Raw genomic sequence first — 15,942 nt, 5'->3', positions numbered from 1 at the left:
GTATCTAGCAGAACCCTCAAAACAACAAACTGCGATCATAAAATTCCAGACTCTTGACCGACTGAATCAATTGAACAGCCCCATATAAGCTATCTGGCGCGTCATCATATGTACAATTTCGATTGTAGTCCTTCACCTGATGATTGTATCTGAGGTTATCTGCATTGAACAGAATATGACCCTTCTTCACTTCCGGTTCCAAGCTAATAATGCGTTCGTGCTTCTGCCCCTTGGAATGCACACTTTCTACGGGCGTATGTATCTTCGCTTTCCATAACTCTTCTTCAAACTTTTGCTTCATATAGCTTTGTGCCTGATTCACTTCAAAACCCAACTTATCTACAGGGTAAAGCTTTAACTTTTCAATCGCTACTTGAAACAAACTATCCGGCAACAGCTTATAAATATTACCGTCAACCACGTATATCTGCTTCGTCTTCCTGTGTTGCCCAATAATTGAAATAGCCGAATAGTCGTTTTTCTTCCCTGCCTTAATCGCTGGATCAATATACATGGCAACTTCCATGTCCTCAAATTCAGGCAACCTATCCCAATACATGAGATTCTGAAATATGTATTCATCGGTTGAACGCGGATCGTTTTGTAGCTCTTTATAGAAACTTTTCTCCCCCATCGCTTGCTTCTTGCACATCAAATAATAATAGTCCAAATACTCGCTCCACAGGATTTTCGTACCCTCCAGCATTTCCTCCTCATTCGCCATAAAAAAAGACAAGGCAGTATTGATCCTGTCCTCATCCTGCAAGTTATTATATTGTCGCTCCCACTCTGACCATAAATCATCTCGTTCTGAAAACCGAAGCACGGCTGCTTTACGGACACTTCTTACACCTGGGATTTTACCTTTGAGCAGATCAGCCATGATATCTTCTTCGTTGAGAATCGTTCCACAGATCAGTATATTGGTATCTCTTGTTCCAATAGGCAGAATAACATCCGTAAATGTATTTTTAATCTGTTCTCGTTTGGCCTCGGATCGTGCAGTATCCTCCTTAAGCAAATCATCCATTAGAACTAGTGTAGGACGATGATGCTTATAGTGAATGCCTCTCAAGCTACCATCAATCCCACGAATCATAATGCAGGAATCCAGTCCACCTTTACTCTTCAGCCATATTTCATTGTTGTTCCAGCGACTACCTTTACAAATACCGAAATCCTCAATCAGCATCGTATTCGTTTCTAACTCATCTTTGATCATATCAAGGAACGGGAGAGCAATTTGTTCTGTCGCAGATATAATCAATGTAAACTGTGATTTATCATATAAAGTTGCATACAGCGGAAATAAAAAAGAACTGATCGTCGACTTTCCATGCTCCCTTGGGAGGCCGAAAGCCGTAATCAGTCCTGTATTTGCAAGCATATGTCTTAATTCCGAAAATAACTCTTTGTGAAACTGTCCAAACGCTCGATCAAAGTATTTAGGAAAATAGGCTAAAGCAAAAAATTCAATGTCCATCTCACCAATAAGCTTTCTTAATTCGGAGAAAGAGAACGTTTCGATCAGTTGTTTCATTTTGGACGGCTTGAAATGCTTCTCCATATACTGCTTAAGCAGCTCAGCTTGGCGTTGCTCTTCTTGCTTTATTGTTTCAATCGGTATAGCTCCTTTCTCAAATTTACTATAAAACCATCACAAAAATTTCTGCACCCTTTGCTGGCGGCTCCGTTTATCTACATAGAAGACCCCCTCCATCCACGACAAAAAGAGTGGCTCATCACCACTCGATATTTGCCAAGGCTAGTTCCATATCCTGCTGTGTTGTTAAGGTATAGATATTGGTGGTCGCTACGTGATCATGTCCAAGGATTTGTTGGATAGTTGTCAATGGAGTCGTTTTGACCAGCTTATAGCCAAGCGTATGCCTGAGCATATGGGGTGTAACCTTTACGTTGACCCGATCTCCATATTTGTTCAGGATCAGGTTGACCGCATTTCGCTCTAATGCTCCACGCTGCCCAATACATAGATATTCTGATTCCACTTGTGGTCTGACTTCAAGATACCGAGTAATAGCTTTTCGCACATCCTTATTTAATGGAATGATGCGGAAGGAGTTCCCTTTGCCAAATACCTTCAATAAACCTTTGCGTTCGCTTATTTCAATATCCTTCAGCTTGATGCCAACCAGTTCGCTTACCCGTATCCCTGTTCCCAGCAGTAATTCAATCATACAGACATGCAGCCGATTACCCATACGGTGAATTTCATTTCTCAGCTTCCACAAATCCTTTTCCGCTAACCCTTTGTATTGCCGAACGACCTTATTCCTGACTGCTTCTATATGTATTTCTTCCTTTATATAGTCTTGCTGATGCATCCACTGTGCGAATACATTGATACTGGCAATCTTGCGGTTGATGGTGAGTATCGCTTGATTGGTGCTTTGCAGATACTTCTTGTACTCTACCCCATCCAGTTCAATCCACTGATCCAGTCCATATTCCGTTTTCCTTTGATACCAGGCTATAAACTGTAATACATCCCGAATATAGCAGGAAACCGTATTTTCACTCCGATCCTTGCTCCGTAAATGTGCTTCAAACCCTATAATATAGTCCATTTTCTCCCCCACCTTTCGCTCGTGTGTCACATCATAGCGTTGATGCGAGGGAAAGTCCACTGATTGCATAACTTATCTTATGCACTGATTCTGGCTACTTTCGGGGCAAATTTCGGGCTTAAACTGGCGTTTATCTATACAAATACTGACGGCATAACGTTATGACTGTGAATCATCCGGCTCTACGTATCCTTCCTCCATCTCGACCGATTCCTCGATAGCTTCATAGTCGGCATCCACTACATCCGCTTCAATCATATCCAGAAATAGCTGCTTGCGCTCCTGTTCCAGTGCCTTCGTATTGACCACCAACTCACGTCGATCATTCCACTCGTTGGGTGCGCGGTTCTTTAAGTAGAAGATCATCGCTGTCGGATTGGGAGGCTGATATCGTTTCACTTTTTCAATGCGCGTCTTCTTTTTTCCATTTTTGTCCTCTTCAACTATTGTACGAATTTCCTCATATTCAAACCCCGTAGCAGCTTTCAAAAGTGAATTTTCTACGTGTGAGATAGGGACAGATCTGCTCCATTTGACTAGTTCAGCTAGCATCGGATGTTTATCAATATATTCGTACCAAGTCGTTTTACCTATATCGAGCTTCCTGATAATATCCTCTGCGTTCATGCCTTCTTCGAACCACTGTTGAATCTCCGCTAACCGAGGATAAACATGTGTTTCCCATTTAGTCGGACGTTCCAATGCTTCCGCAAATTTGGGATGTTTCCTTCTATAATCGCCTAATGTCCAAATATGAATATTTAGCCGTTTCGCAATCTCCTCATCTGTTGCTCCTTCACGTACCCAAACGGGAATATCTCTAAGCCTTGGTACAACAAATTGATCATATTTGGTCAGTATCCTTGGTTTGTTCCTTTTTGGTTTTTCATTATATTTACTCATCTTCTTTTCACCTCCAGCACGAAAAAAGGGAACAGCCCACTATCGACCATTCCCCATATGTATTCCAGCTTACCCTTCCAATTCAGCCTCGTAAAACAATTCGATATCCTCAATCACCTTTTGAATCAACTCATTGTCCTCACAAGCTTCCTCAACCCCAAGCACATTTACCTTTTCGGCTTGCATGCCCTTTAGGAATCGAATCACCATATTCACTTTTGCCTTGCCCATTTACCAATCACCCTTTCGGTTTAGTCAGCACATGATACCTCTGACCTTGCCGACTCAGCAACAACTTCTTGGTAGCTCACCTTCACTCCATCTCGAATCAAATACACACTGCTACCGCTGCCAACATGGGCAATATATCGCTTCACAATCACATCTACATATTTGGGATCAAGCTCACTCGTATGGCAAAGCCGATCCGTTTCCTCACAAGCAATCAACGTTGAACCTGAACCACCAAATGGATCAAATACAATATCACCAAGCTTACTGGAATTTTTAATCGGGTAGCTAATCAGGGGAATCGGCTTCATCGTGGGATGATATTCATTACGGAAGGGGCGATCAAATTGCCACAAGGTTGTTTGCTTACGATCACTGTTCCAGTAGTGTCCACCTGTCGGCTTCCAACCGTACAATACAGGTTCGTGCATCCAATGATATTGAGAATGACCGAGTACCATTGTTTGCTTTGCCCATATACAACATTGTGAAAGTTTGAATCCAGCTTCAATAAATGCCTTCCTAAAATTCAAACCTTCACTATCTGCGTGGAACACATAAATACTTGCTCCGTCATCTGCTACTTCAAACATTTGAGTATAGGCAGCCAATAGGAAATTATAAAACTGGTGATTGTCCATTTTATCGTTCTCTATTTTCAATGCATCCTTCGTCTTGCCCGTATAGTCCACGTTATAAGGTGGATCAGTTACAATAAGCTGAGCCTTCTTACCATTCATCAATGTTGCGATATCTTGTGGATTAGTCGAGTCACCGCATATGAGCCTATGCTTCCCAAGTAACCAGATGTCACCTTTACGAGTGATCGGATGTTCAGGTAATGCTTCTTCTACATTAAAATCATCCTCATCATCGGCTGTATCTTCATGTAATGTATCCAGCAACTTCTCACACTCACTCATATCAAATCCAGTTAGAGAGAGATCATAATCAGCCAGTTTTAATTCTTCTAGTTCCTGCGCTAACAATTCAAAATTCCAATCTGCATACTCAGCCGTTTTGTTATCAGCTATTCTGAAAGCTTTGACCTGTTCTGGTGTTAAGTCATCCACCAGTATCGTTGGAACTTGCTGTAATCCAAGCTTCTTAGCTGCTAACAAACGAGTATGACCTGCTATGATTTCATTGTTACTGTCAATCAGAATTGGATTTTTAAAACCATAACTCTGAATACTGGTTGCTACATAATCTACAGCTTTCTCATTATTTCTGGCGTTTTTTATGTACGGAATTAACGTTTCTACGTTTACGAATCTGATTTCCAATCCACTTGATCCCCCTTTCAACCTTCATTTTTAAAAAGGCTGCAATCCACATCCAGGTGAAAAACACACCAATTGCAGTAACAAATCGTAATATTTCTATGATTATTGCTTGTAACATTAATAGCAATCTTGTTGCTCCTCTCTAAATGAAAAAGGAACCCTAGCTCATAGCCAGAGTTCCCGTGTATAATATGTACTTTTAAATTTGCTCATTGTGTCACGTGACACACTTCAAACTATATCCCCCAATCCAATTCATATTGGTTTAAAATTTTGAAAATAGCAGTCTATATTCAACAAGATAAAATTGAATATGTAAATCGAAAATTTTAAAATAAGCAGCCTGACTACAAATGAATAGATGTCTTGAATTTGGGGTAAACACCATTTCTCCACTTCATTCTTTCTAAGTTTAAGCTACATTCCATGGACTGACCCCAGTTTCCCCTATATATAGAAAAGTAGGGTCACGTCAATCTATCATGTTCAAAAAATAAAATGAAGACAGCCAACGATGTTGGATGGCTACGGAAAGAAATAATTTGTTTACAAATTTTTGTTGACGGTTTCTTTTGATCTTAACGTTTGTACCCACATAAGGGGAAACTCTATCACCATCTCGATAAAAACCACTTCGCTACGCTTCGTAAACGGTATTCATCGACCTGCCGCCGTTTCCCCTCTTGCCTACGGCAATTCACCCTTTTGCGGCTCATTATGAACAATTTATTTGCAAATTTATCATAAGAGGAAGAAATCTTCCCTTAATATTAGGGAGAAAATCTTCCTTTCCACTCTATGATAGTTTACGATAATGCTCGCTAACCACGTGATCGGTAAATGCATCTTGATCCACTAGCATAAACAACCAATATTGTCGTCCAACTTTTGAAGTTCTTTCGAATAGCAATATATTATGATTCTTTAACTCACTCAAAATGAATTGCTTTCTATTTCCCTTCCAATTATCTCTAAACCACTGATATAATGCTTTTCCACCTATTTCCTTAGCGGTAAGCATGATATTCTTTTTGCCCACCATGAGCTTAACCATTTCGATCATTTTCTTGGAACAAGCTTTCTTAAATCGAAGTTCATTATGTAGTTGATGCATGTTGATTTGTTCATCCGGCAATCTAAATTCTTTTTGCATCAGTGTTAACCATTCTGTCTGTTTCGAGTACATCACAATATCCACTTCTTCGGTTAAATTTACATTGCGTAAGGAAGTCCTATGAATAATTTGCGAGAGATTAGCTAGCACATCTTCTATATATAGTTTTTGTATTCTCTCATCTGTAAACCAGTTTCCTTTATTTCGATTCTCATTTAAGGATATATCGATGTCTACACCATACATAGCTACGGCAATTTCCCGATAATGCCTAGGTGGGCGAATGGGAATACCAAACAAGGCCATCGCATTAAAGCTAGAAAAATCATTATTACCTACCACATTGAAAAGATGTTTCCTCATGTCATCATCTGACTTCTGCTTGATTGTGAAAAATTGCTTGAGCTACTCGTCCGTAATTACACCCTCAGCGTGATAAAATGCGATATCTTCTTGCTTAGGTAATTCAATCATTTTGAAATTTGGACGTTTTTCTTGTAGTTTAATTTGTATCTCCAAGAAATCTCCTGCTATCGCTTCCTTGACTTCTTTCAGTTCACGGTAAGATAATGTTGTGGACGTATTTATATTTTTCCATCGCATATTCAAACGCTCAGCATATCGATGAACATTTGTCATGGGGATCAGTTCAAATCCAGAACGTTCATATATACTTTGGCTGATATGTGCTGTCCCGTCCAAAAGAAAGAATCTTTGCTCATCTCATCACCTGTTTAATGTTTCCCGTATTATTATTTATTCTTACCCTTTTAAGCGACATACATAATATTCATACAATTAAATCGTTGCAACTTCCTTATAAAAAAAGAAGACACTCCAATACCGACTCGTTAGAACGGTAGTTGAGTGTTTAATTAATTAAAATCGAAGAAATATACTCATAATCAGATAATATTTCTCAGTTGCTTCGTATATTCATCCTTGAACTGCATCCAGCACGCTTCCTGTTTAGCCCACTGAGTTACGTTTCTATCACCCGCAGAATCACGTAGGAAAAATAAGGCTTTATCCGCAATAATTCTTATTATTTCATCCCACTTATCAAATAAAGTTTGTCGATTCCATACATCAACTAGCTCTATTTTGCTTCCATATATATGATGGAGCATAGCTACAGTGTAATAAATTACATTCGCCCTATATCCCTGCAGTCTCATGGACCCCACAATATTAGTTGCATGTAGATTAATAATAGTCCTTGCTACCAGTTTCTGATAGACCTCCAGGGTAACTTCACTCAGCGGAATAATCTCATCATTATCATCCTTGTCATACTTCCAAAATTGTTTATTTTGCTCCATAAATCGCTTAAAGGCCTCTTCTCCACCTTTACTTGAAACATGCGGAAAGCCCTCACACGACATAAAATGTTTAGCTAAATCAACTTTGGTAATGACTTTTTCACCTGGATATTGCTTTTTAAATTCATTCTGCTCCTTACCACGCTTACGTCTATTTAAATCAACCACATATTGACCTCTGGCACGTTCAAAGTACCACTTACTCTCTGCTCTTCGACCATCACTAGATGGAATCCATGTATTTCTGGATAATTTCTCCAATTCAGACATGAACCTAGAGTTGGCCAGCAAATCAGATTTGTTAATTTTATTCTGTGTATTGGCATACTCTGAAATACTTGAAACCATTTCATCTTCAAGAAGTTGCTGATCTTTTTCTTGGTTTGCTTCAACATGAAGAATAGTCAGCTTTGCCTGAACATACACATCCGTTAAGTCTATACCACTCTTATAGGCCTGATGAATGGATGCAGTCGTCTGTCCTCCATTTACAATTTGCCAGCCAATTAACCCATTGATACGATAAAGATTAATATTTTCATTTATTTTCTCAATGTCGCCTGCACGAGCCACAGTTGAGATACCATTATTATAACTAACAAACATTTGTCGTTCATTCGGGTTCTTTAGAGTCCTCAAAATGCCTTTGTTAGTTCCACCTTTTGCCTGCAAAAAAGATCTTACATTTCGTTCAATCAATTTGGAGCCCCATTGGTCATAGGCTTTAGCCAACAATTCTGCATGTATAAATCCTACATAACATGTAAAATAATTCCTTTCTCCTTCATGTTGAGAACCAGGGACATACATCATCTCAAACGACTGTCCCAAATCCTGCTCAAAATCAATATGGATCGTTTGAACTCCTTGTTCAGCCAAAATGATTTGAAGTATGCGATTTATATCCCACACCTGAACATTTACCGTTTCTATTCCAGGGATCGACAGCTCAATTGGTTTATTGGCATTATAGAACATATTCGTCAGTACAAATATATTTACTTCATCGATAGCATTAATATTTTCTGATATCAGTAAAGCCAATTGTCTAGCTTCCAGAGATTGATCAATAGTGTGAGCTAATGTTTTAGCGTTCGTAATAAAGCGTTTAGCTTGATTGGCTAATTCCGTCAGCATCGTCATATTTATTGAGAGTAAATCCCGCTCATTTTGTTCAAAGTTATAATCAGCTACATATAGATCAAGAATGTGCTGACTTTCGTCATATGAGTAAGCATTCACAGCAATTTTTTTTGAGGTATCTATATATGGAGGAATTAATATATCAGGATCATCATCCCTTTCCATATACTGAAGCATCTTCTCAAGGAAAGGGACTCGATATACTCCTGTTTTTGCCGCTTTTTCTTCTACTTCTTCAAGAAATTCCTTCAGGAATTCTCTTCTCTGTCTATTCTCTAACATTTAAATGATCCCCCATTACAAATCAAATACCTCATCAACCTCTCTTTTGAATTCCATACAATGTGTAAGATCTATGCTGTAACTAACATGAGAAATCCCTTTTGGCAAATCCTCCTGCAAAATCCTTGGAAAGTTCATTGCGGCTTCGTATACCTCTACTTTATCTACAAAAAAGAAATCATCCGTATAATCTTCTTCTTTAAATCTTAAATCCTCTAACAGATCATTAAACTTTAATAGCATTCGGTCGGAACGACTTGCAATATTGTTTCGAACCTCGTTTACAAGTGCCTGTAAAGAAACACCATGAGTCTTACTTGGTTCTATAAAGCATACATAGAGATAAATACTCGATACTGCATTTGTAAGCCTTAACTGATTTTCATTAGAAATTTTAATTGTTTTGGTTAACCTATTTATTGCCGTCTTAATCTCTACGCCGCAATTAGAATGCTTAAAATCAATTCGTCCACTGGTCGGTCCTTCCCACTGTTTTATTATTAGTGGGGGAGCGGTTGGAAACCGATTAAGCCAGTCTTTAATATACCATAATTCACCAAAAAGTCCCCATTGCTGTTCCTCGGTTAGTTTGCGGTACCCACCTTTTTGAAAAAATACGCGCCATCTATCTAAAACCTTGTATACTACTGTAAATACTGATTCATTCTGTTCTCTGGCCATCAAATGATCCACAACATTCTGCAGTACAACTTCAAAAATATCTGTACCATGTTCTGACTCTTGTCGCAAAACAAGATAGTAATGCCCTTTCAATAGAGCGAGCTTTTCATAATACTCAACTTTTATAGATAAACCTCGCCATTTTGGAAGTGCCTTTAGCTGATCCGGCTCCCAAGGTTCAAATCCTAAATCAATATACAGTTGCCTATTCATATTTACAGTATCTAACCCTGCAAAAAGTATGGGACTTTCCGCCGTAAGAATCCTTAGTTTATATACTTCTTGCTGTGACTGGCTATCCAATTCTTTAATCATTTGCTCGAATTCTAATTTAAGATTCACCATAAATTCCTCACTCTATTAGAATACTTATTTTATTGTTTTGTTCACTTCATAAATTTTAGAAACATCTAGCTCTGAGTCAGGGAATGAGATTGCAATACCAATTGGTACCATTTTCTCGCTAAAACTAAGGGATTCGAACACTTTTACTTTAGGGTGAAGCGGGTAGATTAGAAGCATGCCATTTTCTTTTCGTCGCAGCATTCGAATCTCTTTTTTGTCCTTCATATTCTTTATCGCGTCTTGATCGAGATCAATGAATTCCTGCCGCGAAGCAACTATAGCACGTATATCAATTTTATCCTGCCCTTGGTTGTTATACTCTTCTGCTTTAACTCCACGCACCACAGCAGAGTCAATCTTAAATTCCCCGAATTGTACTGGAAACTTCTCAAGGCCACTTTTACCTCTTGGCTCTCCTTCTACAACTGCTACTGTCCAATACAAAAGTTCCCCAATTTCATTAACCTGCTGAATATAATTCACAATTTTGGAGCTATCAACCTTATCAGCATCTTGCCTGGTCTTGTATTCGGAAAGGAATTTTAATACTGAATTTGCTTCCACTTCCCGAGCTATATAATAACCAGTTTTACCCGATCCAATATACGTTTTCGTAAATTGAGAGGATAATTTATTTATAAAGTTCTCGGTCACTTTCATGTTGTGAGAGAAAAAAGTTTCCTTGTTGTCATATATACGAGTTTGCTGCAGGGTTAACCCATAAATAATATTTGATACAGCAGCATTTCTCATTTTTAATGGACTTGTTAAGGTCATAGTTGGATGACTTAACATTTTCATTGCGTATTCCAGTGGTGTCTTTTTCGCTTTTGCCAGCCTGTCAAATTCTCTTCTCAGTTCAATCATAGCAATGGCTAAATGTTCAAAATTCGAAGCAATTTCAGCAGTCGTGTAAATTCTGCATAAGTCCATATATCCCTTTCGATAACCAAACCAGCGACCCATCTGCATTAAAGTGTCGTACATCAGCGTATTTCTGAAATAGTAAGTTATGCTGAGCCCCTCAAGCGTGAGTCCCCGTGACAGCTTGTCTCCACCAACTGCGATTACGTTTAGACCATCCTCTTTATATCGGTGATAGTCTAATGCATCTTTACTATTACCATTAATTTCAAAAACACGAACCTTTTTTGAACTCTCTCTAAGTTCCTGATAAACCTCTTCCCAGTTGAATTCTTGAATCTTACCAGGCCATGCTCTACTTGTAGGAATTACATCTTCCTCATAAAGCTCTTTAATCGCTTTAACAATCTTACTATTCTCGTTATACTGAATTTGCATGGTTATTTCGTTAAATACCTTGTCCACACCATCTTTTACAGTCGACTGAACATCTTTAAAACGAGAGGTATGAATAAGCATTGAATTATGCTTATTCCGTTGGCCCCGCAGGTTTCGTACAGCAATCGTTAAAAGAAATGCTAAGATCGACTCTCCCATCTGAGGTGGAACCTCTTCAAATTTATCAGCGTCACCTTTTGTTTTAATTCCCGTAAAGACTTCTATATCGGCATTCTTCAAAGGACGAATTAAACTTGGACGTGGATCGTCCGCATCTTCTTCAACATTGAAAAATTCTTCCGGACCACAGTATTCTTTTGGCTTGGGCAGCCCGACAAGAAAATCTTTAGGATACAGGTCTTTGCCTTCGTCTTCTGTTTTAGCTTCAGCACTAATTAATAAATTTGCAAACGGTGTTGCTGTATAACCTACATAACATTTCCGATTAAACACCTCTAGAATCTGCCGTATTAACTTATTTATTGTCTTAGGATCTTCATCCTTCGAGGTATCAACGGACGCCTGATCAGCTTCATCATCGATTATTAAAACAGGAATATCTAAACTAAATAAATTCTTTTGATACTCGAGCTGATTTTTCAGTGACTCTAAGACAATACTATTCTTTTTAACAACCATAAGAGTTCTTTGGTTTAAGTTAAAAATACCAGTTGGTTCAGAAGAGATATCACGTTCCACTGTAGTCCATGTTGAAATAATATGATCAGCTGTATTAGTATAAATTTGGGCAACTCCAACTGGTTTACCCTCCCTATCCACTCTGCTTCCAATCACTTCTTCATCTAATCTAAGCTGTGTCTGCGCCCGTAGGTCATTGTGTACACCAGATAATACAATTACCAACTTATATCCAACATCGTAAGCTTTATTAATTAAACCTGTGAAGTTAGCAGTCTTCCCGGACTGCACATACCCTAATACAAGTCCTCGCTTGTCAAAAGAATGTATTTCATTTGGGTTTCCCAAAGACCGCATAATTTCATTTGTTGAATCATCGATGGAGTCAACAGCCTCTTGGTCCCAATGCTTAATCCTTATTAGATAGTCTCTGTAACGGGTCCAGAAAAATGCTCCCAAGAGTAATTTGGGACTGTACCAGTAGCTCACTTCTTCTAGACGTAATACTGGAGTTTTTATAATATCAAAATTAACATTATATTTCATATACATTTCTAACGACCACTGCTCGATCAGACTCGCTTCTACTATTTGCCCCTGTATTACGAGCCTTGCTAGCTCTAGTGCTTGTTCAGCTGCTTTTTCTTGGCTGGACAAGAATGACTTTAAGTTCATATAATTAGTTGCAAATGTTTGTTCAAATAACCCTCTTGCCTCATTCATATCTGATATCCGCCTCTTCCAAAATTGATTTCAATGTTATGCGATTTAGGCCATCAAACGCAGGTTGAGTAATAAGTGCATCTAATAACTGTTGTTGATTTTGAACAATATGAAGCTTAGTTAAGGTGGAAGAGAATTGGACAACTAGCTCTCTCATAGCGTCAGTGACCATTTGGACGACTTCTTCCGCCACTTTTGGCGAATCAATGATATTACTGGGTGATCCCAACTGAACGAACTTTAAATACATGTTAAGCAGTTTTGAGGTCTCGTCATCTATTCTTTTCTGAATTTCTGATAAAACAGGATGATTTCTATTTAAAATAAATTGTTGCCCTTCATCACTACCCGACAACTCCCATGTATTGAGACTCCCTTTAAAGGTTTGGTTAGAATGGGCGCCTTGGGTCCTAAAGTAAAAGATATCACGGGAAATTTTGCGAACAAATTTTGCTATTGATTCAAGCCTTATTTTTGCGTTATCCGGTGGAATCACAGCTGATTTTTTTATATCTACCTGCCAAGCATCATCTGCCGTATTTGGCAGGTCTATGCGAATTCTTGCTAGCTGGGACGAAGTATCCTTTTGAAACATTCCCAACCAATCACCGTAATGCAGCAGTCTGTTCTCGCGATATATATAAAAACCTTGATGGTCTCGCCACCCCCTATTGCCTCCAGCTCTTTTATATTCTTGTTCATTTAAAAAAGAGGCATGAGGCAGTAGATAATATTTAACTTTTATTCTGTTCTTATTGATGCTTAAAACCTGTGTTTCTCCTTCCAGAGTAGAAGGATGTTTAATCATAAAAGGATCCCAAGGATCAAGAACATTTCCGTTTAAGATAATCTGGACTTTGCCATATTCAATGATTGAGTGAAAAACAAACTCTAAGTGATTATGTATCCGCCGAACTTTGGTGAAAAAACTGCTTTCATGTATTGTATTTGCAGTCCCCGCTCCCATGAAACGATCCAGCTTATCTATACAAATAACTGTACCGCTATCTCCCTCAATCACGCTCATTAACTCCCTAACTTCGTCTGGGATCTCCGTGAACAGCTGCCACTCATTACATTGAGACACATGGTCTAGATCCCAACACCGCTGTGCATAAACTCCCTTATGTTTGGTAAGAACACTTAACCGCTTACCAAGAGAAAATGAAGCAGTCTTGAGCCCCATACCAAATCTCCCAAGTTCACTGGGTTGTCTGTTTGCACGTGGGTCTTTCGAACCTATATTCATAGCTATTTGGAGCATATTCTCATCCATTCCAGAACCGTTATCTGCAATTATTATTGTCCCATCGTTAACTAAGCACTTAAATTCGAGTGTGATTTTAGTTGCTTTTGCATCAATGCTATTGTCCACTAAATCTGCTATTGCGGTACCAGCGTTATATCCTAATGAACGAAGTGCTTGGATAACCGGTGTAGCAGATGGCTGAGTTACAATTATATTCATAGTGGGTACTCCTATTTTTTAAGTAGTATCAAATATCTAGTTCAAATAAATAAGTAGCTACCTTTGCTGACCATTATTCACAGCAATATTCGACACAGAAGTCCTATATCCTTCATAGAATAAGGTTATCCATTTTTTCAAATAAAAGAATCTCCTCTCAATGAGCGGAGACTCTTAACTTAAATAATTATAACTGTTTCCTGTGGAATTATTATATTTCTCAGGGTATCTTCTACGAGTACCCCTAAATATTTTAATACCTGTTCAGCCACTGCCCTACCCAAAAGTGGTGGAACGGCGTTTCCAATTTGTTGATACTGTGAATCTTTAGAACCCTCAAAAATAAAGTCATCAGGAAAAGTTTGAAGCCGCGCTGCTTCCCTAATACTTATTGCTCTATTTTTACATGGATGGATCCACATCGACTTCCTAACGTTCAAAACTGTCCCTGATGGAGTTTTGTAATTAAGCCTTAGATATACAGTATTTTGAGTTCTACCAGGATTAGAATATGTTTGTTTATAAGAATCATCAAGATCATGAAAGTTCTGCCCTGGCTCCAATACTTTAAATCTCTCTAAAGCCGTATTAGTTGTTTCGGTCATAACATGGTTTTGTACTCTAGCATCAGTTCCACGCAGATATTGAAGAAGCGGGTTATTTATTTTAGTTAGTGGTTTATCAATTGGTTGATCTGCTCCCATTGTTGTAAATGGTTCGATTTCCTCAAGATCTCCAATGGCATCCTCCACTTTATAAAACTGACTTGGTTCCTTAACAACAGAATCCGGTAATACTACAGGATTATCTCCTACGAACTCTTTTTTGACTCCAATAAGAACAAGGCGTTCTCGAAGCTGGGGTGCACCAAAATGCGCTGCATTTATGATATGTTCTTCATTTATTGTATAACCAAGATTCTTAAACTTGGAGGTTAAGTAACTCATTACACCGTATGTCTGTACGCTAATACAAATGTTTTTATGATCAGGTAAAATATCAACTATCTCAATATCGTTGGCTTGAATTTCATTCATTTTCATCAAAATCTTTTGAACTTCAATGATTTGATTTAAAGTATCAAATAGATCTTTTCGGGATGAATCTGTTAGATCTTTCTTCATTATCAGATCCCCAAGCTTCATCCATTGTTCTTGGTAATAAATACTCCAATAACTATTATGCTGTTCCTTCCACTTCGAGAGGGCTTTTTGTAAAGCATTTTGGGCTTTAGCAATATAAATATGAGCTTCTTTCTCTTTTCTACTGATATGACTTATTTTAGAAAATAAATTTTTATCATTTATTATGAATGGAGATAGATTAACTTTCCGCTGAATGCGATCTCTAAGAAAACTGACTAATTCATCGGTCAAACTATTCTCTCTTCCTAAAATGACCCTATCAGGAATTAGTTGTATCCCTAATTCTTCTACTACCTCTTGTCGGTCATTTGATGAGTAAAAGAATTTATGCTTGTCCGATTTCATAGCTTTAACATTTTCCATTACAAATGCGTCTGGATTTAACTCTTTAATAGCTCTTACATATTCTTTGACCAACTGGTTATTGGTTGAAATGAGCTCTGACTTCTGCCGATTGGCATTCGAAAAGCCCTGACAGGGTGGTCCACCAAAAACAAGATCTATCTTTTGACACTCATCTATCATCTCTTGATAGTTAACTTTTCTAATATCGTTAAAGTATCTAATATTTCTATCATCATTCTCATGATTATAACGATCATGATTTCTTTTATATGTTTTTTGGGCAGATTCATTGTTTTCCACCGCGGCTGCAATTTTCACTTGACCCGTTTGCAAAAAACCTAAACTTAACCCTCCAGCTCCAGAGAATAAATCAACCGCTAACAGTTTTTTATTTTTCATTAATTCTCCACCCCTTGCTCACGAAC

Annotated in this window: 12 protein-coding genes; all 12 read right to left on the bottom strand. The window is 38.3% G+C overall.

The window, feature by feature from the left end; translation table 11 throughout:
* Nucleotides 1–16: 16 nt before the first annotated feature.
* The 12 genes from terL to HPL003_RS11890 all read right to left on the bottom strand — a co-directional run bounded on the left by terL (nucleotide 17) and on the right by HPL003_RS11890 (nucleotide 15,916).
* Nucleotides 17–1,567, bottom strand: a complete 1,551-nt coding sequence (gene terL / locus HPL003_RS11940; protein WP_014279903.1) for a phage terminase large subunit — start codon at nucleotides 1,565–1,567, stop codon at nucleotides 17–19.
* Nucleotides 1,568–1,742: 175 nt separating this feature from the next.
* Entirely contained in the window at nucleotides 1,743–2,588 is an 846-nt protein-coding gene (locus tag HPL003_RS11935) for a tyrosine-type recombinase/integrase (protein WP_014279902.1), read from the bottom strand.
* A 159-nt stretch (nucleotides 2,589–2,747) separates the two neighbouring features.
* Entirely contained in the window at nucleotides 2,748–3,491 is a 744-nt protein-coding gene (locus HPL003_RS11930) for a hypothetical protein (protein ID WP_014279901.1), read from the bottom strand.
* A 69-nt stretch (nucleotides 3,492–3,560) separates the two neighbouring features.
* The gene (locus HPL003_RS29195) at nucleotides 3,561–3,722 is read right to left on the bottom strand and encodes a hypothetical protein (protein WP_014279900.1); all 162 of its coding nucleotides are present in this window, start codon (nucleotides 3,720–3,722) and stop codon (nucleotides 3,561–3,563) included.
* A gap of 20 nt (nucleotides 3,723–3,742) precedes the next feature.
* The gene (locus HPL003_RS11925; protein WP_014279899.1) at nucleotides 3,743–5,008 is read right to left on the bottom strand and encodes a DNA modification methylase; all 1,266 of its coding nucleotides are present in this window, start codon (nucleotides 5,006–5,008) and stop codon (nucleotides 3,743–3,745) included.
* A gap of 796 nt (nucleotides 5,009–5,804) precedes the next feature.
* Nucleotides 5,805–6,485: a hypothetical protein gene (locus tag HPL003_RS11920; RefSeq protein ID WP_014279898.1), complete on the bottom strand. Its 681-nt coding sequence runs from the start codon at nucleotides 6,483–6,485 to the stop codon at nucleotides 5,805–5,807.
* A 42-nt stretch (nucleotides 6,486–6,527) separates the two neighbouring features.
* A complete protein-coding gene (locus tag HPL003_RS11915; protein ID WP_014279897.1) occupies nucleotides 6,528–6,824 on the bottom strand; it encodes a hypothetical protein in 297 nt (98 codons plus the stop codon).
* Nucleotides 6,825–7,027: 203 nt separating this feature from the next.
* Nucleotides 7,028–8,869 (bottom strand): AIPR family protein, encoded by a 1,842-nt coding sequence (locus HPL003_RS11910; protein WP_014279896.1) that lies wholly within the window; start codon nucleotides 8,867–8,869, stop codon nucleotides 7,028–7,030.
* A 15-nt stretch (nucleotides 8,870–8,884) separates the two neighbouring features.
* Nucleotides 8,885–9,895: a PD-(D/E)XK motif protein gene (locus tag HPL003_RS11905; RefSeq protein WP_014279895.1), complete on the bottom strand. Its 1,011-nt coding sequence runs from the start codon at nucleotides 9,893–9,895 to the stop codon at nucleotides 8,885–8,887.
* Nucleotides 9,896–9,919: 24 nt separating this feature from the next.
* A complete protein-coding gene (locus HPL003_RS11900; RefSeq protein ID WP_014279894.1) occupies nucleotides 9,920–12,559 on the bottom strand; it encodes a Z1 domain-containing protein in 2,640 nt (879 codons plus the stop codon).
* Nucleotides 12,552–14,027 carry an ATP-binding protein gene (locus tag HPL003_RS11895; RefSeq protein WP_014279893.1) on the bottom strand — a complete coding sequence of 492 codons (1,476 nt, stop codon included), beginning with the start codon at nucleotides 14,025–14,027 and terminating at the stop codon, nucleotides 12,552–12,554. Before HPL003_RS11895 ends, HPL003_RS11900 begins: the two co-directional genes overlap by 8 nt.
* Before the next feature lie 179 nt (nucleotides 14,028–14,206).
* The gene (locus tag HPL003_RS11890; RefSeq protein ID WP_014279892.1) at nucleotides 14,207–15,916 is read right to left on the bottom strand and encodes a DNA cytosine methyltransferase; all 1,710 of its coding nucleotides are present in this window, start codon (nucleotides 15,914–15,916) and stop codon (nucleotides 14,207–14,209) included.
* Nucleotides 15,917–15,942 lie beyond the last annotated feature (26 nt).

The organism is Paenibacillus terrae HPL-003 (assembly GCF_000235585.1).
In the GTDB taxonomy this organism is placed as follows: domain Bacteria; phylum Bacillota; class Bacilli; order Paenibacillales; family Paenibacillaceae; genus Paenibacillus; species Paenibacillus terrae_B.
Note: the sequence above shows the minus strand (reverse complement) of the source record. Positions and strands in the feature narration are given on the sequence as shown.

Bases quoted from the DNA above. Each gene is read 5' to 3' on its own strand.
- terL (WP_014279903.1), bottom strand. From the start codon at position 1,567: ATGGAGAAGCATTTCAAGCCGTCCAAAATGAAACAACTGATCGAAACG.
- HPL003_RS11935 (WP_014279902.1), bottom strand. From the start codon at position 2,588: ATGGACTATATTATAGGGTTTGAAGCACATTTACGGAGCAAGGATCGG.
- HPL003_RS11930 (WP_014279901.1), bottom strand. From the start codon at position 3,491: ATGAGTAAATATAATGAAAAACCAAAAAGGAACAAACCAAGGATACTG.
- HPL003_RS29195 (WP_014279900.1), bottom strand. From the start codon at position 3,722: ATGGGCAAGGCAAAAGTGAATATGGTGATTCGATTCCTAAAGGGCATG.
- HPL003_RS11920 (WP_014279898.1), bottom strand. From the start codon at position 6,485: ATGAGGAAACATCTTTTCAATGTGGTAGGTAATAATGATTTTTCTAGC.
- HPL003_RS11910 (WP_014279896.1), bottom strand. From the start codon at position 8,869: ATGTTAGAGAATAGACAGAGAAGAGAATTCCTGAAGGAATTTCTTGAA.
- HPL003_RS11905 (WP_014279895.1), bottom strand. From the start codon at position 9,895: ATGGTGAATCTTAAATTAGAATTCGAGCAAATGATTAAAGAATTGGAT.
- HPL003_RS11900 (WP_014279894.1), bottom strand. From the start codon at position 12,559: ATGAATGAGGCAAGAGGGTTATTTGAACAAACATTTGCAACTAATTAT.
- HPL003_RS11895 (WP_014279893.1), bottom strand. From the start codon at position 14,027: ATGAATATAATTGTAACTCAGCCATCTGCTACACCGGTTATCCAAGCA.
- HPL003_RS11890 (WP_014279892.1), bottom strand. From the start codon at position 15,916: ATGAAAAATAAAAAACTGTTAGCGGTTGATTTATTCTCTGGAGCTGGA.